Here is a 24,052-nt window from a genome sequence, read left to right as displayed (position 1 = left end):
TTTTATATAAATCCAGTATAGCAAATTGGCTGGGTAAAAAAACAGCCAATTGGACGGTGTTATATCCAGCCAATTTTACTATGCTAAATATGGAAGGGGAGATTCGGATGAAAAGATGGCAAATGGAATGGCTCCTAGTATCAGTAGCATTAGTATGGGGAGCAAATTATACAATTGGAAAGTATGGCGTGGCATTTATGTCATCCATTCAATTTAATAGTTTACGATTTTTAGTAGCATCACCGGTATTATTACTTATTACATTTTTAATGGAACGCTCATTACGTATTGAAAGAAATGATTGGTTACGATTAGTAGCAGTCGGCATCGTTGGAACGACAATGTATCAAACGATGTTTATGTTATCTGTGAAATATACTTCAGCAACGAACGCCTCATTATTAATTGCGATGTCACCTATTTTTACAGGGATATTAGCGGTATTACACAAACAAGAACGTTTTTCGATGAAAGTACAAATTGGTTCAATAGTAGCGTTTATTGGTGCAGCATTCGTTTTATTAACAGGGCATACAGGAGGAGCTACTTACGAGTATGCGTGGCTTGGAAATATAATTGGATTAGTCGCAGCAATTGCGTGGGGATGGTATCCAATTTTAGCACAACCTCTTATTACAAAATACTCTGCAATGAGAGTTACATCATGGTCTACATTAATTGGAATTGTACCACTAGTTATATATTGTTTATTCAACGTAAACACATTAACGTGGCCAGTAGACATGCCAAGCTGGGGTTCACTAGCATATTCAATCATCTTTGCGACAATCTTCGGACTTGCGATGTGGTATGTCGGCATTAGTAAAATAGGCTCAACAAAAGTAATGGTTTATATGTATCTCGTACCATTATTCGCAGTGATCTTTGCAGCTGTAACAATTGGAGAGCAAATCAATATGATGCAACTTGTTGGCGGACTTATAATATTTGTGGGTTTATATGTTGTAAAAAAAGGCGGAATCAAAAAGCCAGCTCTCAATTTGAAAAAAGTAAGTTAACAGTAAAAATGATCTCTTTCATATAGAAGGAGATCATTTTTGTTTTCGTAATAAAAGAGCTTGTTCAATGGCCCATTTTTGATGATCATGAAGTAGAAATTCTACAGCATGCAATGGAGATATCCACCTTAGAACATGATCCTCCTCACAGTTTTCAGTTTGTTTCTGCACCATGTTTGTAATATAAAAGAACCCATCATTCAAATAATATGTATCTTCCTTTTCTGCATAAAAATATCGAGCTGCATTACCAATATATTGATTAATTTCAATTGTCCATCCTAATTCCTCTAGTAGTTCGCGGTGCAAACATTCTTCTTTTGTTTCATTACCTTCCATACCGCCACCAGGTAAAAAGTAACGGTCTCCTTTTTGGATAACAGCAATCATTAAAGAAGATGAATGGAAAATAACCGCATAGCAACTAGGCTGTAATACATAATGAACAGTGGGATTTTTAGAACCAAATGTAAGCTTTGAAATCATAAAACACGACCTTTCTCTATAAAATACATAAAAGGGATAATAAGGTAAATGACGAATTGTATTAAGGTAATCCTTGTTGATTGGAGTGATATCAAAATGATAAATCGAAAATGTTCAAGGTGTAAAGATATAACGGGTACAATACATGGGGGTAAAAAAATTAAGGAAGAATTTTTGTGTGAAGATTGTCTTCAAAAAGGAATTGCGAGCGGGGAAATCGAATTATCACAAGTGGAGAAAGGACAAAATTCTTATCTTTCTATAAAAATATTAAAAATAATGAGTGTTATTTATTTAATCGTATCTATTATAACAGCTTTTTCTGCCGGAGCACTTATACAGGATCCAGGACTTGGCGGAATAACATTTTCAATAACAGGTGCAGTTGGTGTTATGATAATTGGATCGATATTCCAGTCTGTTCTTGTATTTTGCGGGATATGGGTATTCATCCTATTAGTAGAAACAGTCATTAAAATTTATGAAAAAATGAAGTGAGTGAGAGGGAGAAACATATGCGAGTAAGAAACATCCAAGGGGAAGATTATGTAAAGATTCATTCTGTTTTAAATGAATGGTGGGGCGGGAGAGACATGGCTGCTATGTTGCCAAAATTATTTTTCGTTCATTTTCAAGAAACGAGTTTTATCATTGAAGAAGATGGCGAAACGTTAGGTTTCTTATGCGGATTCTTTTCACAAACACATAAAGAGGAAGCGTACGTTCATTTTATCGGTGTCAATCCGAAATATAGAAGAAAAGGAATTGCATCGACATTGTATTCTTATTTCTTTGATGTCACTCGTGCAAGCAACCGTAAAGTTGTAAAAGCAATCACGTCACCAGTAAATAAAAAATCGATACTATTTCATCAAGAAATCGGCTTTCGAATTGAGGCTGGGGATGATGAAATAGAAGGTGTATCCGTACATACAAATTATGATGGGAATGGCGGGAGTAGAGTTTTATTTTTAAAACATGTGTAAAGTAGGCTAGCGCGAAGTTAGCCTTTTTGTTGTGAGGAGGAAAGTATATGGAGAGTGTTCAAAGTAAAGATGAGTACTTACGTCGCATCTATAAAGTGCAAGATTATATAGAATTACATATAAATGATGCACTTTCAATTGAAGCGTTAGCCGATGTAGCAGGATTTTCAAAGTTTCATTTTCATAGAATTTTTAAAGGGATAGTAGATGAGCCGTTATCTCGGTATGTAAATCGCTTGAAACTAGAAAGGGCAACTCACCTTATTACATATCGTCCGGATATGACGATCACAGACATTGCGTATCACTTCGGTTTCACAGATTCAGCAGTTTTCTCCCGTACATTTAAAAATTATTACGGAGTAAGTCCATCTCAATATCGAAACTACAATAGCAAGAATTGCAAAGACGTAAGTGAACCTTCTCAATACAATGAATGTAAGAAGGTTCGAGGAAATGTTGAAATTGTAACAGCGGACGATAGAAACGTCGCATACATAAGACATATCGGTACATATGAAGAGTTAACTATAGTTTTTCCAAAAATGATAGAGAAATTATTTCGTTATGCAGCGGAGCAAAACTATCATATATTTGGGGATACGAAAGTATTAACAATTTACCATGACCATCATGAATTTACTGAGGACTATCATTTAAGAACAAGTTTATGTATAACAATTCCAGATGAATCCGCAGTAGGAACGAGTGATATTGGAATAATGGTAATACCTTCAGGGAAATATGCGGTAGGCCATTTTGAAATACGTCAAGATGAATATAAAGGTGCATGGGACTTTTTATACGGCGAATGGCTCCCAAATAGCGGATATAAACCGAGAGATGCGTATCCTTTTGAAGTATATAGAAATGATCCAAGAAAGCATCCAGAACATAAACATATAGTGGATATATATGTACCGATCGAACCTTTTTAATCATAGATTAAGGGGGAAAAATGATGAAAACTTTTGAAGAGTTGGATTACAAGATAAAAGAAGACTATAAAAATATAAACGGTATGTTAGTAGTGCATAAAGGTAATGTTGTTTTTGAAAACTATTATAATGGTTACGGTCCAGATGATGCATACCATGTAGCGTCTGTCACAAAAACGGTAATCTCTGCGCTCATTGGGATATGTATAGATAAAGGCTATATAAAAAGTGTTGATCAAAAAGTAATAGAGTTTTTTCCTGAATATAACGTTAAGTCATCAGAAGTAACAGTGCGACACCTACTTACAATGACAGCTCCATATCCTTTTGTAGACTGGCAGGAACCGTTAGAAGAACTATGCACACAACAGAATTGGGTACAGTATACACTTAATAGAATGGGGAACGGCGGAGAAATTGGATCTTTTAAATATTCTTCTGCAGGAGCACATGTACTATCAGCAATTATTTCGAGTGCAACAGGAAAAAGTGCGCGTGAATTTGCGAATGAACAGCTATTTCAGCCACTCGGTATGAGAGAAATTCCAAACTACAATATGAAAGCATTTGGATTTGATGACTTATTCGGAAAAGATGTAAAAGGATGGGTTCACGATCCAAACGATATTACAACTGGCGGATGGGGACTGACGTTAACGGTTAGGGATATGGCTAAGTTTGGACGTTTGTATTTGAATGAAGGTACTTATAATAGAAAGCAAATTCTTTCAAAGTCGTGGATACAAGAATCAACGGCGATGAATCCAAATCGATATGGTTACTTATGGTGGTTACGAGAAGAGGGTGGTATCTTTTCATACTGTGCCATGGGCGATGGTGGAAATGTGATTTGTTGTGTACCGGAGAAGGAATTGGTTGTGGTGATTGCTTCTGAAGTCATACCGAATGCAGAGGATAGATGGAAGTTAATTAAAGAGTCCATATTTCCTTATTTAAAAGATTAATATGGTTATTTTTATAAAAATAAGAATAAAAGGTTAAGTTATACTTGTTATATTCTCCATGATTGAAATAAGTGTTGTGAGAAAAAAGTTGTTCAACTATAGTTAGAAAACTTCAACACCTATACGATTATTGAATAATTGCAAGGTGTTGAAGTGCTTTATAATTTGTTTAGGCACTTTTAACTATTTTTTAACTTTTCGATGTATTAGATAAATCATGCAAAACATAATTGCCAGCAAGCTAAATTTAACTAATTCCATTAGGCTAATATCGCATTTTGTTTCTACTCCATCTGTTAAATAAAATACATTGAACATGCCATGTAAAATTGCAGGTGTTATCACAGAATGGCTATACTCTCTCGTATACGTCAAAATTATAGATAAAATAAATAATAACGAGAGATAGCTTAATATTCCTACAAACCATAATTCATAGTTTTTATAAAAGATTGATACTGGTAAATGCCATAAAGACCAAAGCGATGCAGTAATGATTGCTGTTTGTTTTAATGAATATTTTTTTCGTAAATGGTAATGAAAATTTCCGCGCCATATGATTTCTTCTAAAAATGCAGACAAAGCAGCAATTGTAAGACCAATGAGTAGGAGAAATCCCAATTCATTACAATGATTAAATAAGAATTTTATATTATAAATATAAAAATAGAAATGTAGACATAGCCCTAGAAGTAGTGGCAATAATATGGAGAAAATTAATGGTTTTATTTTTGGACGTGAAATTCCAAATGTATGAACCATTTTTTGTTTCTTATATAATTTCTGATATAAAATAGCAGCTAAAAGCGGAATAACCATCGTAAACCCTAAATAATTACGACCATTTTCTATGTTCAGTAAGATGATATATACAAACGATGTAAGAAAATAAATACATAGAGTTGAATGATAAACTATATTTCTATTTATATTTTTCACCTACTTACATGTATAAGTGATTAATCAAATATCCGATATTTTAATTATATATGAAATGGAAATTACATATGTTGAACTTGTGGAAAAAGTTAGACCAATCCCGTAACTTTTCACAACAAAAATTCGTTTAACAAAAGAAAGGATTTTCAATCACGAATGGGGGAGAACTATGAAGATTTTAATTCTAGGTGGTACGCGATTTTTAGGAAGAGCTTTTGTAGAAGAGGCTTTAAAAAGAGGGCATGAAGTTACATTATTTAATCGCGGAACAAATAAAGAAATTTTTCCTGAAGTAGAGCAGTTAATCGGTGACAGAAATAATGATGTCTCAAGTTTAGAAAATCGAAAATGGGACGTTGTCATAGATACGTGTGGGTTTTCTCCGCACCATATTCGGAATGTTGGCGAAGTATTAAAAGATAATGTAAAGCATTATATATTCATCTCAAGCCTTTCCGTATATAAAGATTGGATTCTGCATCATATAAAAGAAGACTATATATTACAACCTGAACCAACAAGTGATCGGATAAAGGCTGTAGAGAATGGTGAAATATCGCCTTATGAGCATTATGGTGCGCTAAAGGTATTATGTGAAAAAGAAGCAGAGAAGTATTGGCCGGGGCGTGTTTTACATGTAAGAGCAGGACTTCTTTCGGGAATGTTTGATTATACAGATCGCCTTCCATACTGGGTTCAGCGTGTAGCAAAGGGCGGGAAAGTGTTAGTACCAGGAAGAAAAGATCGTCCAGTGCAATTAGTTGATATAAAAGACGTCGCAAGCTTTGGACTAAACATGGTAGAAAATAATAAAGCCGGTACATTCAATATAACAGGTCCAAATGATGAATTGACGATGGAAGAGCTATTAAATACGTGTAAAAAGGTTACGAATAGTGATGCTGAATTCGTTTGGGTCGATGAATCTTTTATGAAGGAACATAAAGTACAGCCTTGGACAGAGATGCCTTTATGGCTTCCGGAAACTTTTCCATTAGAAGGGGAAACGAAGCCGTGGAAAGGTGGATTTTCTATTAGTATTGAGAATGCTGTTAAAGCAGGGCTTACTTTTAGAAGATTAGAAGATACTGTTACAGATGTGTATGACTGGGTGAATGAAATGAAAGAGAGGGGATTAAAGGCAGGTATTTCAGTTGAAAGGGAGAAAGAATTATTAGAAAAGTGGAATGGATAGTTTTTATAGATAATAGGAATGGAGAGAAATATGATACGTCAATTAAAAAAGGTTAGAAAAAGGACGACAATTTCAACAGTTATAATGCTCTTGCTAACGGTCATTCTCGTAGGAAATAGTACGTGGTATATCTCTCATTCCTTTTCTTCTGAATTTTTTCAATTGCCGATGCCTTTGGATAGTAAGCTAATTAAAGATTATGAAGCAGATGAGAAGAATTGGATTGAATTAGCAAATGGCGGATATTGGGAAGTGGTAGCGAATCGTGTTATAGAAACGAAGCAATCGAAGGCAGAAGTAATCTCATTCTATCAAAAAAAAGGGAAGTTAAAGTATCCAAATTCTAACGAGGCTGGTGTAGAAATTCAGCTCTATTTTTTAGATGATAGTACAGTAGTAGAAACCGAAAAGGGGAATTATTACCGAGATAAGATAGGAGATACTCGTTATGTAAATGAATATGATATTAGAGATAAAAAGAAGGAAAAACAACCTAGTGATCCAGAGATAATAACATATATAATCCAAGTACATACCCAATTTGATTATTGGTATAAACTTGATTGAACATGAAGGACTATAGGAAGGATAAAAGGTTATGTGGAAAAATATCATTCGAAGTATTTCTTTAAACTTAAGTATGAAAAACCCAGCAACGAAGGATGAACTTGCTGATATACAAAAATGGTTACACGTGGAGTTACCTAATGAGTTATATCAATTATTACAGGAAACAAACGGTATAGAAGGTGAGTACGGGGACTTTATATGGTCAGCTTCAAAAATTAAAACTGAAAATATGAATATGAGAAATATAGTGGATTTTAAAGATTTATATATGCCTTTTGACTGTTTATTATTTTTTGCTGATGGCGGAAATGGTGATTTGTTTGGCTATTCTATTTTGAATGGAATGGTACAAAGAGATGATATATATGTGTGGAATCATGAAAATGATAGTAGAACGTGGATTGCTCCTTCTTTAAAGCCTTTTATGGAGTGGTGGGAGAGTGGGAAGATAACAATTTAAACATAGTATCAATAAAAAACGCCTTGTTACTAAAAAAACAAGGCGTTTTTCGTATGTAAATCTACCACTCAATCGGTTCTTCTCCGTACAGTTCCCACAGCTTAGGAAACATCTTTTTCAGACCTTCTTCGTCATCTTGATCCCAGTCGAATTCAATGTCGTCATTATGAGCTCTTTCATCAGTTAGTACATGGTAAAGTGTAAAGTAAGTGTCTTCTTCATCTCCAGTTTTTTCTGCATATACAGTGAAACCGAAATATAGAGAAAGTTCTTCAATGTTTGGTACGTCATACTCACTCAAATTTTCTAATACATGTATTAACCGTTCTGGATCTTCAATACACGCTTCGTAAGTTTCTTTTCCTTGATATAATAACCACCCGCGGAAATAATCAAAACAATCATCCGAACAACCGCCTAAAATAATATAGGCTGCTGCCCATAAGCGAGATGTATAGGAAGCTTTTAATATATGATGCATATGTGTATCAAAAGCAACAATTTCATGTACTGTACGCTTAGAGAGATGAGAAGTAAGCCATCCTATTTGTTCTTCCTGGTCTTCACCTTTCGTTTTAGCGCGAGCGAGTAGCCCCCAAAATTCTTCTTCTGTTATCGTTTTTTCTTTTATATAATCTTCCCCAGGGCACGGGTCTGTATATCCTTTTTTACGTTTGGAAGCAACTAGTTTGTTAGCTTCTTTTATGCACTCTTCTTCTGTTTCAAACTCTTTCGCTTTCACGCTACCAGCTGTGCCAATTTTCCCGTAAAACACAACGTAGTCGCTTTCTTTCACAACGATTTTCCAAAACTTATTTGATTTCTCAGTTTGCTGGATTAATAACGTTTCCATTCGTACCCCCATCATATTTTTCTAGTATGCAATGTGATTGTAACATATGTATATACACTTGTAATGATGAAAAATAAGCGTTTGGAAAATTCGAAAATGATTGAATGAAGTGGATAAATTTAGTAACCTTATCTTTACAGTAATTACATAATTGTTTTGCAATAATTCGATATTTAATAAATAGGGGGAATTCGGGATGGACCTTACGTTTAAAGTAGAGGAAACATGTTTTAATTACCGAGTCGGAGCAATTTGTAAACATGATAATAAAATACTCATTCTGCAAGGTGACGGTGAAGATTTTTGGTATGTACCAGGCGGAAGAGTGAAAATGCTAGAAAATAGTGAAGATGCGTTAAAACGAGAGCTTGCTGAAGAACTAGCTGTTCCAATTGAAGTAAAGAGATTAATATGGTCAGTAGAAAATTTCTTTACACTTTCTGAGCGAAAGTTCCATGAAATTAGTTTTTACTATGAAGTAGAGCTGAAAGAATTACCTGCAAATGGGGCAGATCAATATATTCTGAATGAAGAGGATAGAACATATATGTTTAAGTGGGTGCCGATAGAAGAGTTAGATGCATACAACTTACAGCCAGCGTTTATAAAAGAGAAAGTAAAGGATTTACCAGTTCAGACAGAACATATCGTTTTACAAAAGTAAACGTATCTGGAGGGAAAACGGTGAAGGGGACTAAAAAAGAGATACATATAGATGATAAAGTCATTCGTTACACACATATCGAAAAGGGTTCCAGTGCGGTATGCTTTATGTTCTCAGGTTCAGGCTATAATTATGACAAGCCTTTATTTTATTATGCAACAATGTTAATGCTTGAACATAAAATAGATGTAGTATATATTCATTATTCCTACGATGGACAATTAATGGAAAAACCAATGGAAGTAGTAACGAAAGTAATGATGGATGATATTAACCCTATCATTAATGAAGTGCTAAAAAGTGGACAATACAACGATTCGATGTTTTTAGGAAAATCACTTGGAACAATTCCAATTGCGAATGATTTAATGAAGAGAGAAGAATTTTCACAGTCAAAAATGATATTACTTACACCATTGTTAACTTTTAATTCGATTTTTGATTCTATCTTACATAGTCGACACGAAGGGCTGTTGGTAATTGGGGATAGAGATCATCAATACAATGCAGATCAAATTGAGCAATTAGATCATTCGAATCTAAAGATTGAAATTGTCAATAATGCAAACCATTCTTTACATGTTGGGGAATATGAAACAGAGAATTCAATTGAAGCTATAGCGAAAGTAATAGAAACACTTAAAGAAGTTGTTAGGACAAACTAATTTAAGTTTCAATACATGCAAAAAGAGGTGCAATTTGCACCTCTTTTTTATTTAATAAGCCTTCAACACATGAAGCAAATAATCCTTTCGATTCAGCGGATTAAAGTCAACGCGTTTTCGAGTAGGGAAGGGGGCCGTAAGCTTTGTGAAACCAGCTGGCTTCGTTGTAAAGATTCCTTCTCCTTCTGTAAATGAATGGAGCATTTGTTTAAAATTTTCTGTTTTCGCAATAGGTAACGATCCAGTTAAGTGATAAGAATCATTATGCAATATAAGTTCTGTGAAAGTTGCTGGAATGGCTGCGAGCTTATACATTGCGGTACTAATTGCGTGCTCTGGTACAGTTAATTCAAATTCGTTTAATGGCTCAAATACACATGTTTCAGCTAGCTGTAAAGCATCCATTAAAACGAGCGGTGTTAAGTTTCTAAAGTCACTCGCTGTTGTAACAGGGCTTGCATAACCAGTATGTGTTAACGTGACGATAATGTCCGTAACTTCCCATCCGTATAAACCTTGTTTTAACGTTTGAAATACCGTATCTTCAATCGCTTTATGAAATGCTAAAGGTAGTGATCCAAGTTCAACACCTAAGTTGTACGTTATGCCAGAGTTATGCTTCCCACGTTCAACTTTGAAACCGATTGTTGCGTAAAATGGATTCTCTTTTTCACCCATTACTTCAACACTATTTCCTATGCCAATTGGTTTTTCAATACACACAACTCGTGTATTTGAAAAAGTAACCTGTAAATTATATTTCTCATGAAGTGTCGTTTCAATCACTTCTTTTTGCACCTCACCGAAAAGGCGAATGTATAGTTCATTATGAACATCGTCTTTCCACACTTTAATGAGCGGATCTTCTTCGCATAGTTCCATAAGTGCAGCGTATAAATCATGAATTCGTTCTTTTGGTACTGCATCAATGGCAGTTTCCATTTGCGGTTCGGCAAAGTGAATATCTTTTATATAATCCGTCCGTTCACCAATAATATCACCAATTTTAATATCACTCAGTCCCCACACTTTACAAAATTCTCCGCTAGGAACGGTAGAAGCTTGAACTGCATTTCCGTTATGAAACATGCACATTTTTTTAATTTTTTCTTTATGTGATTGAGACTTACTTCGCTGAATATCAACATATTTTCTAACGTGTAGACTACCAGAAAAAACTCTTACATAAGCGATTTTTTCACCAGAAGATTCACGTTCGATTTTAAACACAACACCAGATAATGTTCCATCTTGTGCCGATATTTCAGCTGGAATTAGGGCTGAAATATTTTCAAGTAGTTCAGTTACTCCCATACCTGTCATTGCTGAGCCGAAAAAGATTGGATACACATTTGCTTGCTGTATTTGTTTTTCTAGTTCTTTTCTTAATCGCACGTCGGGTACTACTTCATTATTTACATATGATTCAAGCAACGTTTCATTATATGGTGCTACTCGTTCCATACAATCGTCATATGATTTGTATTCAATGATCCGGGCTTCTTTCGTTCCTTCGTTTAGAACAGAGTAGAAGGGGAATGCTTCATTTGAAAGAACCTCTTTTATTTGTTTCATAACTTTTTCAGTGTTTGCGCCACTACGATCAATTTTATTAACGAATAAAATTGTCGGTATGTTTAGTTTCTGTAATGTTCGCATTAAAATTTTTGTTTGTGCTTGCACACCTTCAACGGCAGAGATAACTAAAATCGCACCGTCTAGAACGCGGAATGATCGCTCCACTTCAGCGATAAAATCAGCGTGTCCAGGTGTATCAATGACATTTACTTTTACATCATCAATACAGAAAGAAACGACAGATGCTTTAATTGTAATTCCGCGCTGTCTTTCTAATTCCATTGAGTCAGTTTGCGTATTACCACTATCAACTCGGCCAATTTCTTTAATCACATTCGTTTCATAAAGAATACGCTCAGTCAAACTCGTCTTGCCAGCGTCTACGTGCGCGACAATCCCTATATTTATTGTTGTCATATATAAATATCCTCATTTCATTTTCCATTTTCATTTCCTCATTTCTATTTGTGTATTGCCGCATTACAATCACACTCCAGTCATTTAAATTATTACTATTATAATGTAATTTACATTTTTTGTAACGCTACAAAGCGCCTTATTTTGGAAAAAATAGAATGAAAACAAAATGCTTGCATTCTAAATCGATATAGATTATATTAATTGACATATCAACTATTGATACATCAAATGTTTTTGATTTGGATGTAAAGGAGGGGTAATTTGACAAGTTCATGCTCAAAAGAAGCGATTATTTTATATAAATTACACTTTCTAAATAAAGAAGTAAGTTCGAAGTTTGAAGGGTGTACGGGTATGAGCCAGTCTCGATTAGAGCTTATACTTCAGTTATATGAAGTAGGTGAAATTAGTCAAAAAGCGCTTCAACAAGAAGTGAATATTGATAATGCTGCGATAACAAGGCATTTAAAGCAGCTTGAGGCCAATGAAATGATTGTAAGACGTAAAAATCCAGATGATAACAGAATTACGTTAGTTTCTCTTACTGAAGAGGGACGAAATAAAATTCAGGCGTTTCAAGAGGAAAAAGAACGTTTTGCAGCATCTGCATTTAAAGGATTAAGTGAGGAAGAACGCGATAATCTTTTAAATATTTTAAATCACATTCAAGAAAATATAAAAGAATTATAAAAAAGGGAGAATACAACTATGACTAACTCAGTAAAAACAAATGATTTTAACGAAATTTTAACAGGACGTCGTTCAATTCGTAAGTACGACCCTTCAGTGAAAATTAGCAAAGAAGAAATGACAGAAATTCTTACAGAAGCAACACTTGCACCATCTTCAGTAAACATGCAACCATGGAGATTCGTAGTGATTGAAAGTGACGAAGCGAAAGCAACACTTGCGCCACTTGCGAAATTCAATCAATCTCAAGTAGAAACATCTTCAGCAATGATCGCTTTATTTGGTGATTTAAACAACTTCGATAACGCAGAAGAAATTTACGGTACAGCAGTAGAGCGTGGACTTATGCCAGCAGAAGTAAAAGAAGATCAAATGAAAAAACTTTCAGCTTACTTCTCTATGGTTACACCAGAAGTAATGAAAGATACAGTATTAATTGATGGTGGTCTTGTAGCGATGCAATTTATGCTAGCAGCTCGTGCGCACGGTTATGACACTTGTCCAATTGGTGGATTTGAAAAAGACCAAATTGCAGAAGCTTTCGGATTAGATAAAGAACGCTACGTACCAGTAATGCTAATTTCAATCGGGAAAGCTGCTGACAGTGGTTACCAATCAGTGCGTCTTCCAATTGAAAAAGTTGCAGAGTGGAAATAATTTTATAAAAGAACTTCAATAAGTGAAAGATGAGAGGGGAAGCACCATGATTATTATTCACGCAATATTTCAAGTAGATCCAGCGAAACAACAAGCATTTTTAGAAGAAATTCAGCCACTCATTCACGGTTCAAGAGAAGAAAGTGGAAATGAATCTTATGACTTATATAAAGATTCAGAAAAAGAAAGTGTTTATACGATGGTAGAAGTATGGAAAAATGAAGCGGCAGTTGCGAGCCATAATACGAGTGAACACTTCACATCTTTCGTTAGTAAAGCAGCACAATTTTTAACTGCTCCGCTTGATATAAAAGCTTATAATGGAGAGTTAGTGAAATAATAAGTTAGAAAAAGATGACTTTAGCGAATGGCTGAGGTCATCTTTTTTTGTATAAGTGGAAGCGACTCTCGAAACAGTTATGTTGAAAGATAAGTGTTGCTTTTCTCCTTACTAACATCGATGAATTGAATGTCAAGTTCGAACATTCAGTTTATTAGAATATTTTTCCATGGTATAATTTTCTTGTGGATAAAAGGTAGAGGAGAGTAAGTGATGGGAGAATTTCAAAGTAATTTGCATAGAGCAACGCAACTTGCAACGAAAATGAGAACTGCTTCAAATAGAATGCAAAGTGCTACTAGTCGCTCTATAAATAAGGCAACGCGTACTACACTATCTGTGAACTTCAAAGCACAAGAAGCAAATCAACAAAATTTGCAGATCACGAAACAATTTTGTGCTGCTTTTCAACAAACAATTGATAATATCCATTCCGTAGCAAATGAATTTGAGAAAATGGATACAGGACTTCAAAAGACTTTTCAATAATGTAACAGCCTACGTAAAGGGGAAAAGGTAGGGAGAAAAGATGAGTCAAGAAATTGAAACGAGAATGAGTCAATGTAATCAAAAATTACGAATTATATTTGAAGAACAAAATGAAAACCGAATTGCGCTGCAAAATCAAGAACGAGCTGAGGCTAGTTTTCATGAATGGAAAAATAGAAGCAATCGTTTATTTAACCGAATACTAGAAACTTGGCACGGCGACAAAGAAGTGTTTCATCTTTTTACGAATATGCGGCAAGAAATCGGACAGTATGAAAGAAAACTTACATTCGAATTAGAAAATGAAAAAGAGACGTTGCTTAAAGAAAAACGGCATCTCAGTGAGAAAGAAAACGACCTTTCCTATGAACAGCAGCAACTACAAAGGGAGGCCAATACATGAGTTTAAACATGTATTTGGGAGAAGTACAAAGTCAAACTCAAAGTATGAACGCTATATGTAATGCTACGATTGAAAGTATGGAACAAGCCATTCAATCTATTGATGCATTTGCGGTAGATACAGTACTACAAGGACAAACATACAGTAGTGCAAAAGCCTACCTTGTCCAAACATTTCGGCCATTAGCACAAGGAATCATATGCTTATGTGAAGAATTAATTCGCCAAAACGAAGCATTTCCAAATGATTTTCAAGCAAAAGTTGCTTCGACAGATGTGATCGAACAAGAAATAAGAGAACAAATACGGGGAATTAATCAATCGATTACAAGTATAGAAGCAATAGAAGTACTTACACCAATGCCCGGAGTAAATGCGAGTGTAACGGTATTTGGTGCAATGAGAAAAAAACTGGAAGAAAAACTTGAGCATTTATATGAATTCAATCATTCATCCAGCAACAACTACAGTACCGCCCTCCAATTAGCAGCTAGCATCACAGCCGGACTCGCTGAAGTGCAAAGCGGGAAAGGATTTAGTCCTGTGAGTGGTACGTTTAGTACACAAGGGTTGAATATGGATTGGGTGAGTTCTATTCAGGGGATTATAGAAGAAACAGCCCGAAAAAATGATCAGTCAATTAAAGATATAGAAACAAATAACATAATTGAGGAGAAATCTCCGGTTAGAAATGCTTGGGACGATGCGGCAGACAGTATAGTTGGCACGTTTGAAACAGCGAAAAAGATGTGGGAAGCTATTCAAAGAGGAGCGGGGAAAGCTATTGGTGATGAAATCGAGTCCGCAATAGCTTTAAGTAATATGGACATAGGAACTTTTATTAATGTAACCTATGCACTTTTCCATTTGGATGAAACTGCAAAAAATATGTGGCATGCATTTTCAAATAAAATAAAACGAGATATGATAGAGGGAGATGCAGAGAGTCGTACAGAATTGACTACCTATGGATTAACACAAATAGCTACCACAATATTAGGCGATAGGGCACTAAATAAAGTAGGCCATATCACAAAAGGAGCAAAAGCATCAAGTGGAGTAAGTACATTTGCTAATGCAGTAAAACTGGCAAAAGAATTGAAGCCTACGTTTGAAATGTTACAATCATTTAAGAGAAATGCTTCCTATGCATTCTCTAGTGTTGGTGGAACTATTGTAACCAAAATACCTCAAGGCGAATTAATAGAAGCTTATTATAAGTTTGCGAAGTCTAAAGATGGTGGTAAGGGTACGGGTAAAACTGTAAGCAATTATCTTGATGATATAGTCGAGGCTGGTGGTACCAGAATAGAAATAAATTCTAAACTTCGAAATCCATTAGATAATCCTAAGATAGCAAAGGAGATTGAGGGAAATACTGAAGCTGTATATGGATATTCACCTAAGAAGGAATCTGCCTTAAATAAGTTTGGGGTAGACTGGACAAATGGTGATGAAGTAGGTTATGCAAGAAGCGAAAGAATAAAGTATCATGAAAAAATACAACAAAAAAGAATACAACTAGAACAAGATATTAAAAATCTTCAAAATGATGGACTATCTATGGAGGAAATTGCTAGATTGAAAGTTGAAGAGCGAAATCAAGGAAGAATGGAAACGTATATAAAATCTAATAATTTAGATGGATTGAATGCAATGAAAGAAAGAAATATTCTTGAATATGGCAGGGCAGAAGGACCTACACCTGAACAACTTTATAAAAAGTATGGTTCATGGGAAGATGTGATATATGGCAGTTTAAAAACAAATCCAGCAATGGATGTCTTGACAGGATTATTTCATAGTATGGGAGGAAATTAATTATGAAAGAAGAAAAAATACAAGGTAATATAAAGTGGATTGCATACAATAATTTAAGATTTAGAATAGAGAAGGTTAATGATGATTCATCCGTAATTTGGGTTTCTGATAATTTTGTAAATTTATGTTTTACCTTAGTAATGAATGACTTTTTAAGTAAATGTGAGGATGAGTTGAATATAAATATCGAAATTGATTTGACTTGGAATAATCATAGAGGTTTGATTATAAAAAATCATGATATAAATCTAATTTTAGGAGAAATAATTAATTTTATTAGCGAATGGGAGTTAGAAGGAAATTCAAATGCTGATAATTTTTCTACGGAAGAGTGGTATTCAGCATAAGCTTGCAGGGTATGCTAGCTTTCCATCATTTTTAGGAATTTAAAAATATGGAGGGAAATTTAAATTTAATGTATGTTTAGGGGATATTGAATGTGAATTGAAACTAAAGAGTTAGATAAATATTTTAAGCAACTAGTGAGGAATGAATTCTGTATAGTAAAGAATTCATTCCTTTTAAGTTTGTTTTAATTTACTTGTAATTATAGTAGTTAATATTTGAAGAGGCAATCACCCTAAGTCATAAAGACACGAAAGCCTATACTCAAAGTAAGATTTCAAAGCTTTAGGAAGAAATTGGTTGAGTTAAAGGGGCTAAGGATGATACTTAGGATACGGCTAACGGTAAACCTAGCAGTAGTAAAAATACAACTGTAGATAATTTTGATGCAAAAACAGCTACAAATAAGCAAAAAGGTAATTATGGTGAAATAAAATCAAGTGACAATTTATTGAATAATCAAAGTTTAAAAGATGCTGGATTTGATTTAAAGCCAGTCGGAAAAAGTGCAACATCAGGCATAAATGATAAAATAGTAAAAGGAATTGATGGATTATACGAAAATACAAATGCAGAATCAAAGATCAAATATGTTATTGATGAAGCTAAATTTGGCAGTTCACAATTAGGGAAACTAAAGATGGACGACAAATGTCGGATGATTGGTTGACAGGTGTGAAGACTGAAAAAAGTAGAATATTGAAAGCTGTTGATGGAGATAAAAGATTAGCAGATAAGATTACGAAAGCGTTGGAGAGAGATAAGGTAGAAAGAGTATTATCAAAAGTCGATAGTAGTGGAAAGGTTAAAACATTTAAGATAGATGCAAAGGGTAACATCGTTGGAGAGTGGCCATAATTTAGAAGCGAGGAGGAATTGAATGATATGAGAAATTATTTATGTATAGAAGAAAAATGTAGAGAAGGAATTGAATATAATAAAGAGTTTATAGAGGAAAATAGAGAAGATATTAAAAGTTTAGAAGAAGATACTAAAAATGGAATTCAAAGATATTCTAAAGATAATAAGAGTATTATAGAAGGGACCTATCTAGCCAATTTTAGATATGAGATGGAGGATATTAGGGCAAAGTATTCTTTAGGGGAAGAAATTAGTGTAATAGAAGAATATTTTCATAATGCAATTTATGATTTAGAGAATACAGGGAGTAGGGAAATTGGATATTTAAGTCTAATTTGGATGATTTCCTTAGGAATTTTGTTAGAAACGGATAAAAAGAATATAGAAAGATTAAAAAAGATAGTTGATACAAAAAATATGAACGACGCAGTAATTGATTTCCTCTTATGCGCTAGTGATATCGGATACATAAAAATGACGAACAGATATTATAAAGAAAATCCATATGCAAAAACGAGAGAGATTATAGAACTTGCACAAACAGATAAAAAAGAAGCGTCTAAAAGATTACAAACGTATATGGAGAAAGAATGGTTTAAAGGCCATTATGATTATGAATGGAAAAATGCACATAAAGAACCTGGATATGTAGGGTACTGGAGCTTTGAGACAGCTGCACTAGTAAAGATACTCGAACTTGATGATACAAGTTTAAAAGATAATAACCATTATCCATATGATTTGGCACATTATAAAAATGAAATGAAATACAAGCATATAGACCTAAGTGAATATCACTATGAAGATGAGACAGAAGAAATCGAGGATATAGTAGAAGGAATTGAAAATAATCCTGCATTGGAAAACATTATTCCTCCAAAATGGCATTCATTGGTCAATGAATTGATCCATGACTATGAGAATATGGGTGATAGTAGTTTTTATGAAAAATACAAAAAAACGATAGGAATAGGTCAAGTGTGGTTCTTACCACAAGAGTATGAAGAAGAAAACGAGCAAAAAAATCTATTAGGAAGTTTAATTGTGTTTGCCCTGACATTAAGAGATTATATATTACAATTGGACTATAAAGAAGATTTAGAGGACTACATTGATAATCTTAAAAATTTCTGGAATGTTTCAGAAACAAAGTTAGTTCAATTTATGTTAGAAAATGATCAAAATTATTATGCATGGGTACCAAAAGAAGCAAACATCCCAAATATGTATGAAGTAAAGATAGAGAGTGTCGATGTAGAGGAAGTTCTATAACGATAAAATAGAAATGGTTTTCATTATATGTAATATTAGAATGCATTTTACTAGTTAATTGAAAACAATGCATGCGTGGGAGAAAAAAGGATGTATTGTTACTAAAAATTAGAGGGAAAGAAAGCTGTTGGATTGAGTTAAGCACCTCATTGTCAATATACGACAATAGGTGCTTTTTTGCGTGCAATGAAGAAAAAATAAAAGATTCATTTTCACTCTATTTCATCTTTGAAATACATGTTATAATTTGGAAAAAATATATTCTTAATTTTTAGATAATTAAAAGGTGGTAGATTACTATATGAGTACATTAAAGAAAATTACTAACAATATTTCGAAAGTTATTATAGGAAAAGACGAATCGATAGAACTAGCAGCCATTGCTCTAATAGCAAGAGGACACATTTTATTAGAGGATGTACCTGGGACAGGAAAAACAACGTTAGCGAAAAGTTTGGCTAAAAGTGTGGACGCTAAATTTCAAAGAATACAATTTACAGCGGATACTTTGCCTGGAGATGTTATTGGTCTTGAATATTTTGATGTGAAGGAATCGGATTTTAAAACGAGGTTAGGCCCCATTTTTGCAAATATCGTATTAGTGGATGAAATTAATCGAGCTGTACCGAGAACACAATCTTCGTTACTTGAAGTTATGGAAGAGCGTACTGTTACAATTGCGAAACAGACACATTCATTACCAGAACCTTTTTTAGTTATAGCAACGCAAAATCCACTCGAATCAGCGGGCACATTTCCGTTACCAGATGCTCAGTTAGACCGGTTTTTACTCACAATACGCCAAGGTTATCCTACGAGAGAAGCTGAAAAGGAAATGATGAATCGGTTTCAAATGAATGATCCGTTAGAAACGTTACATTCTATTATTTCAAGTGAAGAAATTATTACGATGCAAAAGCGTGCAAGAGAAGTGTTAGTAGGGAATGATGTGCAAGATTATCTCCTTGAAATTATTGAAGTAACTCGTAACCATGAGTTAATTGAAATTGGTGTAAGCCCTCGGGGAACGTTGGCATTTATGAGGGCGATTCAAGCACGGGCAATTTTAAATGAAAGAGATTATTGTACGCCAGATGATATAAAACTACTCGCTGCATCTGTCTGTGCTCATCGTTTAACGTTAACGATTGAAGGAGAGATGAAAACGACGAAAGAACAAATCATGAAAGAAATTCTTCATACGATTAGTGTGCCAGTGGAGAATGTACGATGAATCAACAGCTTGTGTATACACCTTTAGCGGAGCCTTTCGTAATGGGGGTTATGTCAGTTGTAGCCGTTATTTTAAGTGTATTTTCAAGTAATCTACTGTTTTTATCTCTCGTATTTTTATATGTAATTTTAATAGGTGCTATGCATGTATATATACGTAAAGTATCTCGTGTTCAATGGGAATACAGTCAAGGGAATTCGAACGTTTTTATAGGTGAAACGAATATGTGCAAAATGAAAATTTCAAACAAGTCGATATTTCCTATTCTTAATATCGTATTTCGATTTAAATGTGAAAATAAGCTAACTTGGAATCATGATGAAATAAACAAAAATCATAGTACAGGTTCAAATTATTATATGAATTTTAATTTAAAAGGAAAGGAGTCAGTTTCATTTGATTTGCAAGCTGTAGCGTTAAAAAGAGGCATCGCGAAATGGGAAGAAGTTGAAATTGTGATTACCGATCTCTTTGGATTTATAACGAACAATATAACATATAAACAAGTTGATACGCCGTCTTATTTAGTTTTACCAGCTGTTCCGAAAATACAAGTTCCTGAATTACAAGAATGGTCACGAGGATTTCGAAAAGCGATGTCTTCACCCTTATATGATGAAACGAAAGTAATGGGAGTAAAGTCTTATGAAAATGAAGATTTTCGTTCCATCCACTGGAGTGCAACGGCGAAAACAGGGACGATAACTGCGAAAAAGTATGAGCGAACACAATGTGATAAATACGCGATTTATCTCAACTTGCAAAATAAAAGTGGTGTTTCTTTGCGAAATGATACAGAGGAACTAATTGAATTAACGGCGGGTATATGTAAACAATTGCTCATGCAAAACTGTTCATTTGAAGTATGGATCAATAGTGTAAAAGATAACGGTTTGCTACATATAAAAAATGGGGATAATCGGAAACATTTGCAAAATGTATTAAGGATACTTGCCTCGATATCAGACCAAGATACGCCTATATCTTCTTCTTACTTTTACACAGCTGGTTTTCGTCGAAAGGAACTGGATGCGGTTCCTTTAATTATTGGTACTTCACCAAAGAAATGCAGTAGAACGAATAAATGGATTGTAATGAAAGAATAAGAAGGGGCTTATGTCATGGTAAATAAAAAGCGGCATATGAAAGTGAAGTTATGGAGTGTAAGAACCTTAATCATACTTTTCTTTGCGATTAGTGCGATAACGTTATCACAAGGTGTTGTGTATGTACAAGATATAGTAAAAGAGCGTTTTTTTAGTGAAAAGAAACCTGAAAAAATTTATAAGGAAACTATAAACTACGGTGATACTGAAGGTTATGGAACACCTTTAGAAGAGAAAAAAGTAGGAGATAATGGTGAGAGAACGACAACGGGTAAAAAATTTAAAGGTTTTGAAAAGGAAAGTTCATGGAGAAACGTATTTTCGGTGCTTTCAAATTCATGGATTAGTATAGTTTTTTATGTAGTTATTGCAGTGGTAATTATATATTTTCTCTACAAATCTATTAGGAAAAAGTTAACGAAATCAGAAATAGAACAGGAGAAACAATCGGTAACAAAAGAAGATACGGTAAGAAACGTAAAGAATGAAAAAGTCATTCATCGGTCAGAGCATTCGTTACCTACAGATAAAATAAGGAAAAGCTTAGTTAAATGGGAAAGAACTTTACCATTTCATGAACAGAGAAGGTCCTATGAAACGATGCAACAATGGCTAGAGAGAATTTGTAGATCGAGAGATATTATTCCGTTATATGAGTCAGTTCGGTATGGGGAAAAGGCGTATACGGAGTTAGATATAGAGAAGACTATACAGTGGATAGAACGGGATGGAAAAGGGCGGTATGAATAGCAGAATGTACTATTTCAAAATAAAAAAGATGGCGTAATTAATCTAAATATAAAAATTATATAAGTGAATGAAATTAATTGTAAATTAATTTTATTTACTTATATTTAATTGCATGTTAATGTATACTTAATTTTTTATATCTCTACCAATGGAAGAATATATAAGCTATATGTAACTCTTTGTATAGTATTGCTTCTTAAATTATTTATGAGTGTATCTTTGTTTTATTAATATAAAATGAAAAAAAGATGCACTAAAACTAAACAATTAATGGGTAGCATGTTAATAAAAAAATTACATGAGTTTAGTAAAAACTTACAATTTATTTTTAAGGATGTGAAAATATAATGAAACTGGTATTAAAAAGCATACTTATTTCCTTTATTTTTTCTGCAGTAGGTATGTGTTGGTTGATGTTCTTGTTATTTAGAGGTGGCGGGGACTGGTTATTGTCTTGGGTAGGTGTATTAATGGCATATTTATCTTTATTCACTTTAATAGATTTATATTGTAAAAATACATATGAAAAAACATTAAATAAATTGCTTATAAAATCAACAGTTACTACCTTTAGTTTTGGGGTATTAGGAATCATATTTGGTATAATACACGAGCTATTAACACCATGGAGTCTCAGTTTAATGGTTTGGTATTGGTTGCTAATTCTATTTTTATTTTTAACGACCATAATATTATTATTTATTTTAGTATTGGTAAATCGTAAAAATAATAATTTTACCGTGGGATATAGAATACTTATACTTCTAAATATATTTCTTACGTTAGGGCCAGTACTGTGGCCATTATTTCTTACTATTATCGGAAATGGTATGAACGCCAGTGCAGGATGGTAAAAGTGAAAAAAGATTAGTTGTTTAAAGAATAGAATAAAAAGTTGATATAGAATTTTAAATGTTTATGAGAACATGTTTACATAAAAAATGAAAACATGTTCTCTTTTTATTTGCATGCATAACTCTTCCTCAGTTTACCGTATTTAAATTTAAACGTAAGTATTTCGTAAGGAATGGATAAGAAAAAAGAGAGATTTATCATATAGGATGAAAGTATAGCTTGAATCAATCCGATATTAATGGAGGAGAGAAAGCCTTATGAAAAAATGTAATTCAATTAAGTTAGCAAGTTTTGCAGTTTTATTAGCGGGTACTGCTCTATTCACACCTGATTTTACTGTGACTGCAGAGTCAACTCAAAATATTTCTAGTTCGTCACAAGTACATGATCAAAAGAATCGTAATGGCTGGAAACAAGTAATGCAGGAAACAGTACAGCTTGGCGCTCCAGGGATATTAGCTAAGGCGTATAATAACGGAAAAACGAGTAGTTATACTGCTGGCGTAGCAGATTTAAGTACAAAGAAACCGGTGAAATCAGATTATCGCTTTCGGATTGGTAGTGTGACGAAAACTTTTACTGCCACGACTGTTCTACAATTAGTTGGAGAAAATCGCGTTCAACTTGACGATTCAATTGAAAAGTGGCTACCGGGCCTCATTCAAGGAAATGGGTATGATGGTAATCAAATTACGATACGCCAACTTTTGAATCATACGAGTGGTATAGCTGAATATTTAAAGTCAAAAGATGCTGACATAATGAATTCGAAAAAAACGTATACAGCAGAAGAAATAGTGAAAATAGGCCTTTCTCTGCCTCCAGATTTTTCGCCAGGTAAAGGCTGGTCGTATTCAAACACAGGATACGTAATACTAGGAATGCTTATTGAAAAAATAACTGGTAATAGTTATGCGGAAGAAATCGAAAAGCGAATTATTGAACCTTTGGACTTGTCAAATACGTTTTTACCAGGTAATTCACCTGTCATCCCAGGAAAGAATCATGCTCGTGGGTATGTGAAAACCGAAGGAACGAGCGAGTTGAAAGACATTACGTATTATAATCCGAGTTTAGCTAATTCAGCTGGAGATATGATTTCTAATGCGGATGATTTAAATAAATTCTTTTCATCTTTACTCAGTGGTAAGTTATTGAAGGAACGAGAGCTAAAAGAAATGCTTACTACAGTTCCTGTAGAAGGAAAAGCGGTTGGTGATGGGTATGGTCTTGGAATCTATGAGACTAAACTTCCAAACGGTGTTTCAGTTTGGGGTCACGGAGGAGGAATTCCCGGATTTACAACTTTTGCTGGCGGAGTAATTGGTGGTAAACATACATTGGCTGTCAGTATTAACTCTTTAGATGAGGTCGATATTGTTTCGCAGTTTAATAAAATGATGCAAATTGAATTTAATAAATAGATGAAAAGAAAATGAATGGAATTTTGTTATAGTTGTATATAAAAGAGGTACTTTGTTAAATGCGCAAC

At 34.0% G+C, this 24,052-nt stretch carries 27 protein-coding genes and 1 pseudogene; 24 read left to right on the top strand and 4 right to left on the bottom strand.

What is annotated here, in order from left to right; translation table 11 throughout:
* The first annotated feature begins 107 nt into the window (after nt 1-107).
* A complete protein-coding gene (locus F0362_RS15075; RefSeq protein WP_000832950.1) occupies nt 108-1,019 on the top strand; it encodes a DMT family transporter in 912 nt (303 codons plus the stop codon).
* A gap of 33 nt (nt 1,020-1,052) precedes the next feature.
* Here F0362_RS15075 and F0362_RS15070 read toward each other — a convergent pair whose 3' ends face one another.
* On the bottom strand, nt 1,053-1,505 hold the full coding sequence (locus tag F0362_RS15070; protein ID WP_000624014.1) for an NUDIX hydrolase: 453 nt from the start codon (nt 1,503-1,505) through the stop codon (nt 1,053-1,055).
* Nucleotides 1,506-1,601: 96 nt separating this feature from the next.
* On the opposite strand from F0362_RS15070, the gene F0362_RS15065 reads away from it, so the two are divergent.
* From F0362_RS15065 to F0362_RS15050, 4 genes are read left to right on the top strand one after another with little or no spacing between them, the layout of a single operon-like run.
* Complete coding sequence (locus F0362_RS15065) at nt 1,602-2,003, top strand: DUF3980 domain-containing protein (RefSeq protein WP_002038991.1); 402 nt, start codon at nt 1,602-1,604, stop codon at nt 2,001-2,003.
* A 17-nt stretch (nt 2,004-2,020) separates the two neighbouring features.
* Nucleotides 2,021-2,491: a GNAT family N-acetyltransferase gene (locus F0362_RS15060; RefSeq protein ID WP_001266068.1), complete on the top strand. Its 471-nt coding sequence runs from the start codon at nt 2,021-2,023 to the stop codon at nt 2,489-2,491.
* A 47-nt stretch (nt 2,492-2,538) separates the two neighbouring features.
* Entirely contained in the window at nt 2,539-3,429 is an 891-nt protein-coding gene (locus F0362_RS15055) for an AraC family transcriptional regulator (protein ID WP_000446743.1), read from the top strand.
* A 23-nt stretch (nt 3,430-3,452) separates the two neighbouring features.
* Nucleotides 3,453-4,394 (top strand): serine hydrolase domain-containing protein, encoded by a 942-nt coding sequence (locus F0362_RS15050; protein ID WP_000846445.1) that lies wholly within the window; start codon nt 3,453-3,455, stop codon nt 4,392-4,394.
* Nucleotides 4,395-4,577: 183 nt separating this feature from the next.
* Here the strand turns inward: F0362_RS15050 and F0362_RS15045 are convergent, their stop codons facing one another.
* On the bottom strand, nt 4,578-5,333 hold the full coding sequence (locus tag F0362_RS15045; protein ID WP_002048464.1) for a CPBP family intramembrane glutamic endopeptidase: 756 nt from the start codon (nt 5,331-5,333) through the stop codon (nt 4,578-4,580).
* A 169-nt stretch (nt 5,334-5,502) separates the two neighbouring features.
* Between F0362_RS15045 and F0362_RS15040 the strand changes: the two genes are divergently transcribed.
* The 3 genes from F0362_RS15040 to F0362_RS15030 are packed head-to-tail and all read left to right on the top strand — an operon-like array spanning nt 5,503 to nt 7,558.
* Nucleotides 5,503-6,528, top strand: coding sequence for an SDR family oxidoreductase (locus tag F0362_RS15040; RefSeq protein WP_000697709.1), 1,026 nt, complete (start codon nt 5,503-5,505; stop codon nt 6,526-6,528).
* Between the two features lie 30 nt (nt 6,529-6,558).
* Complete coding sequence (locus tag F0362_RS15035) at nt 6,559-7,095, top strand: hypothetical protein (protein WP_000621041.1); 537 nt, start codon at nt 6,559-6,561, stop codon at nt 7,093-7,095.
* Between the two features lie 31 nt (nt 7,096-7,126).
* Complete coding sequence (locus F0362_RS15030; protein ID WP_000265757.1) at nt 7,127-7,558, top strand: SMI1/KNR4 family protein; 432 nt, start codon at nt 7,127-7,129, stop codon at nt 7,556-7,558.
* A 61-nt stretch (nt 7,559-7,619) separates the two neighbouring features.
* Here F0362_RS15030 and F0362_RS15025 read toward each other — a convergent pair whose 3' ends face one another.
* Entirely contained in the window at nt 7,620-8,411 is a 792-nt protein-coding gene (locus F0362_RS15025) for a DUF4240 domain-containing protein (RefSeq protein WP_000449136.1), read from the bottom strand.
* 196 nt (nt 8,412-8,607) lie between these two features.
* Between F0362_RS15025 and F0362_RS15020 the strand changes: the two genes are divergently transcribed.
* Together F0362_RS15020 and F0362_RS15015 are read left to right on the top strand one after the other, a co-directional pair.
* Nucleotides 8,608-9,075, top strand: coding sequence for an NUDIX hydrolase (locus F0362_RS15020; protein WP_000366234.1), 468 nt, complete (start codon nt 8,608-8,610; stop codon nt 9,073-9,075).
* A gap of 20 nt (nt 9,076-9,095) precedes the next feature.
* Nucleotides 9,096-9,740, top strand: a complete 645-nt coding sequence (locus F0362_RS15015) for an alpha/beta family hydrolase (protein ID WP_000679122.1) — start codon at nt 9,096-9,098, stop codon at nt 9,738-9,740.
* 51 nt (nt 9,741-9,791) lie between these two features.
* On the opposite strand, the gene F0362_RS15010 is transcribed toward F0362_RS15015, so the two are convergent.
* Nucleotides 9,792-11,735 carry an elongation factor G gene (locus F0362_RS15010; RefSeq protein ID WP_000207785.1) on the bottom strand — a complete coding sequence of 648 codons (1,944 nt, stop codon included), beginning with the start codon at nt 11,733-11,735 and terminating at the stop codon, nt 9,792-9,794.
* A 264-nt stretch (nt 11,736-11,999) separates the two neighbouring features.
* On the opposite strand from F0362_RS15010, the gene F0362_RS15000 reads away from it, so the two are divergent.
* The 14 genes and pseudogenes from F0362_RS15000 to F0362_RS14935 all read left to right on the top strand — a co-directional run bounded on the left by F0362_RS15000 (nt 12,000) and on the right by F0362_RS14935 (nt 23,984).
* Nucleotides 12,000-12,428 carry a MarR family winged helix-turn-helix transcriptional regulator gene (locus F0362_RS15000; protein ID WP_000204170.1) on the top strand — a complete coding sequence of 143 codons (429 nt, stop codon included), beginning with the start codon at nt 12,000-12,002 and terminating at the stop codon, nt 12,426-12,428.
* 18 nt (nt 12,429-12,446) lie between these two features.
* On the top strand, nt 12,447-13,085 hold the full coding sequence (locus F0362_RS14995) for a nitroreductase family protein (protein WP_000185391.1): 639 nt from the start codon (nt 12,447-12,449) through the stop codon (nt 13,083-13,085).
* A 46-nt stretch (nt 13,086-13,131) separates the two neighbouring features.
* On the top strand, nt 13,132-13,425 hold the full coding sequence (locus tag F0362_RS14990) for a putative quinol monooxygenase (RefSeq protein ID WP_149889858.1): 294 nt from the start codon (nt 13,132-13,134) through the stop codon (nt 13,423-13,425).
* A 213-nt stretch (nt 13,426-13,638) separates the two neighbouring features.
* Entirely contained in the window at nt 13,639-13,914 is a 276-nt protein-coding gene (locus F0362_RS14985; protein WP_000503631.1) for a TIGR04197 family type VII secretion effector, read from the top strand.
* A 40-nt stretch (nt 13,915-13,954) separates the two neighbouring features.
* Nucleotides 13,955-14,317, top strand: coding sequence for a DUF3958 family protein (locus F0362_RS14980; protein WP_000076600.1), 363 nt, complete (start codon nt 13,955-13,957; stop codon nt 14,315-14,317).
* Complete coding sequence (locus F0362_RS14975; protein WP_098688863.1) at nt 14,314-16,137, top strand: LXG domain-containing protein; 1,824 nt, start codon at nt 14,314-14,316, stop codon at nt 16,135-16,137. Before F0362_RS14980 ends, F0362_RS14975 begins: the two co-directional genes overlap by 4 nt.
* 2 nt (nt 16,138-16,139) lie before the next feature.
* Entirely contained in the window at nt 16,140-16,484 is a 345-nt protein-coding gene (locus F0362_RS14970) for a hypothetical protein (protein ID WP_000656836.1), read from the top strand.
* Nucleotides 16,485-16,822: 338 nt separating this feature from the next.
* A pseudogene (locus F0362_RS31430) lies at nt 16,823-17,340 on the top strand (cytoplasmic protein); the annotation flags it as partial.
* 27 nt (nt 17,341-17,367) lie between these two features.
* Nucleotides 17,368-18,615, top strand: a complete 1,248-nt coding sequence (locus tag F0362_RS14960) for a PoNi-like cognate immunity protein (protein ID WP_098651844.1) — start codon at nt 17,368-17,370, stop codon at nt 18,613-18,615.
* Nucleotides 18,616-18,916: 301 nt separating this feature from the next.
* Nucleotides 18,917-19,849: an AAA family ATPase gene (locus F0362_RS14955; RefSeq protein WP_061530628.1), complete on the top strand. Its 933-nt coding sequence runs from the start codon at nt 18,917-18,919 to the stop codon at nt 19,847-19,849.
* Nucleotides 19,846-20,955, top strand: a complete 1,110-nt coding sequence (locus tag F0362_RS14950) for a DUF58 domain-containing protein (protein ID WP_001075951.1) — start codon at nt 19,846-19,848, stop codon at nt 20,953-20,955. Before F0362_RS14955 ends, F0362_RS14950 begins: the two co-directional genes overlap by 4 nt.
* A gap of 15 nt (nt 20,956-20,970) precedes the next feature.
* A complete protein-coding gene (locus F0362_RS14945; protein ID WP_000247502.1) occupies nt 20,971-21,705 on the top strand; it encodes a hypothetical protein in 735 nt (244 codons plus the stop codon).
* 347 nt (nt 21,706-22,052) lie between these two features.
* Nucleotides 22,053-22,559: a DUF3902 family protein gene (locus tag F0362_RS14940; protein ID WP_000780146.1), complete on the top strand. Its 507-nt coding sequence runs from the start codon at nt 22,053-22,055 to the stop codon at nt 22,557-22,559.
* A gap of 258 nt (nt 22,560-22,817) precedes the next feature.
* Nucleotides 22,818-23,984, top strand: coding sequence for a serine hydrolase domain-containing protein (locus F0362_RS14935; protein ID WP_000710625.1), 1,167 nt, complete (start codon nt 22,818-22,820; stop codon nt 23,982-23,984).
* Nucleotides 23,985-24,052: the final 68 nt, after the last annotated feature.

The sequence above is a fragment of the Bacillus sp. BS98 genome, assembly GCF_008432245.1.
Taxonomy (GTDB): Bacteria; Bacillota; Bacilli; order Bacillales; family Bacillaceae_G; genus Bacillus_A; species Bacillus_A toyonensis.
The sequence above is the reverse complement of the archived record's forward strand: the minus strand, read 5'-3'. Positions and strand labels throughout refer to the sequence as shown.

Bases quoted from the DNA above. Each gene is read 5' to 3' on its own strand.
- F0362_RS15035 (WP_000621041.1), top strand. From the start codon at position 6,559: ATGATACGTCAATTAAAAAAGGTTAGAAAAAGGACGACAATTTCAACA.
- F0362_RS14995 (WP_000185391.1), top strand. From the start codon at position 12,447: ATGACTAACTCAGTAAAAACAAATGATTTTAACGAAATTTTAACAGGA.
- F0362_RS14990 (WP_149889858.1), top strand. From the start codon at position 13,132: ATGATTATTATTCACGCAATATTTCAAGTAGATCCAGCGAAACAACAA.
- F0362_RS14950 (WP_001075951.1), top strand. From the start codon at position 19,846: ATGAATCAACAGCTTGTGTATACACCTTTAGCGGAGCCTTTCGTAATG.
- F0362_RS14970 (WP_000656836.1), top strand. From the start codon at position 16,140: ATGAAAGAAGAAAAAATACAAGGTAATATAAAGTGGATTGCATACAAT.
- F0362_RS14975 (WP_098688863.1), top strand. From the start codon at position 14,314: ATGAGTTTAAACATGTATTTGGGAGAAGTACAAAGTCAAACTCAAAGT.
- F0362_RS15020 (WP_000366234.1), top strand. From the start codon at position 8,608: ATGGACCTTACGTTTAAAGTAGAGGAAACATGTTTTAATTACCGAGTC.
- F0362_RS14940 (WP_000780146.1), top strand. From the start codon at position 22,053: ATGAAACTGGTATTAAAAAGCATACTTATTTCCTTTATTTTTTCTGCA.
- F0362_RS15050 (WP_000846445.1), top strand. From the start codon at position 3,453: ATGAAAACTTTTGAAGAGTTGGATTACAAGATAAAAGAAGACTATAAA.
- F0362_RS14985 (WP_000503631.1), top strand. From the start codon at position 13,639: ATGGGAGAATTTCAAAGTAATTTGCATAGAGCAACGCAACTTGCAACG.
- F0362_RS14960 (WP_098651844.1), top strand. From the start codon at position 17,368: ATGAGAAATTATTTATGTATAGAAGAAAAATGTAGAGAAGGAATTGAA.
- F0362_RS15025 (WP_000449136.1), bottom strand. From the start codon at position 8,411: ATGGAAACGTTATTAATCCAGCAAACTGAGAAATCAAATAAGTTTTGG.
- F0362_RS15070 (WP_000624014.1), bottom strand. From the start codon at position 1,505: ATGATTTCAAAGCTTACATTTGGTTCTAAAAATCCCACTGTTCATTAT.
- F0362_RS15030 (WP_000265757.1), top strand. From the start codon at position 7,127: ATGTGGAAAAATATCATTCGAAGTATTTCTTTAAACTTAAGTATGAAA.
- F0362_RS15065 (WP_002038991.1), top strand. From the start codon at position 1,602: ATGATAAATCGAAAATGTTCAAGGTGTAAAGATATAACGGGTACAATA.
- F0362_RS15010 (WP_000207785.1), bottom strand. From the start codon at position 11,735: ATGACAACAATAAATATAGGGATTGTCGCGCACGTAGACGCTGGCAAG.
- F0362_RS14945 (WP_000247502.1), top strand. From the start codon at position 20,971: ATGGTAAATAAAAAGCGGCATATGAAAGTGAAGTTATGGAGTGTAAGA.
- F0362_RS15060 (WP_001266068.1), top strand. From the start codon at position 2,021: ATGCGAGTAAGAAACATCCAAGGGGAAGATTATGTAAAGATTCATTCT.
- F0362_RS15055 (WP_000446743.1), top strand. From the start codon at position 2,539: ATGGAGAGTGTTCAAAGTAAAGATGAGTACTTACGTCGCATCTATAAA.
- F0362_RS15075 (WP_000832950.1), top strand. From the start codon at position 108: ATGAAAAGATGGCAAATGGAATGGCTCCTAGTATCAGTAGCATTAGTA.
- F0362_RS14955 (WP_061530628.1), top strand. From the start codon at position 18,917: ATGAGTACATTAAAGAAAATTACTAACAATATTTCGAAAGTTATTATA.
- F0362_RS14980 (WP_000076600.1), top strand. From the start codon at position 13,955: ATGAGTCAAGAAATTGAAACGAGAATGAGTCAATGTAATCAAAAATTA.
- F0362_RS14935 (WP_000710625.1), top strand. From the start codon at position 22,818: ATGAAAAAATGTAATTCAATTAAGTTAGCAAGTTTTGCAGTTTTATTA.
- F0362_RS15040 (WP_000697709.1), top strand. From the start codon at position 5,503: ATGAAGATTTTAATTCTAGGTGGTACGCGATTTTTAGGAAGAGCTTTT.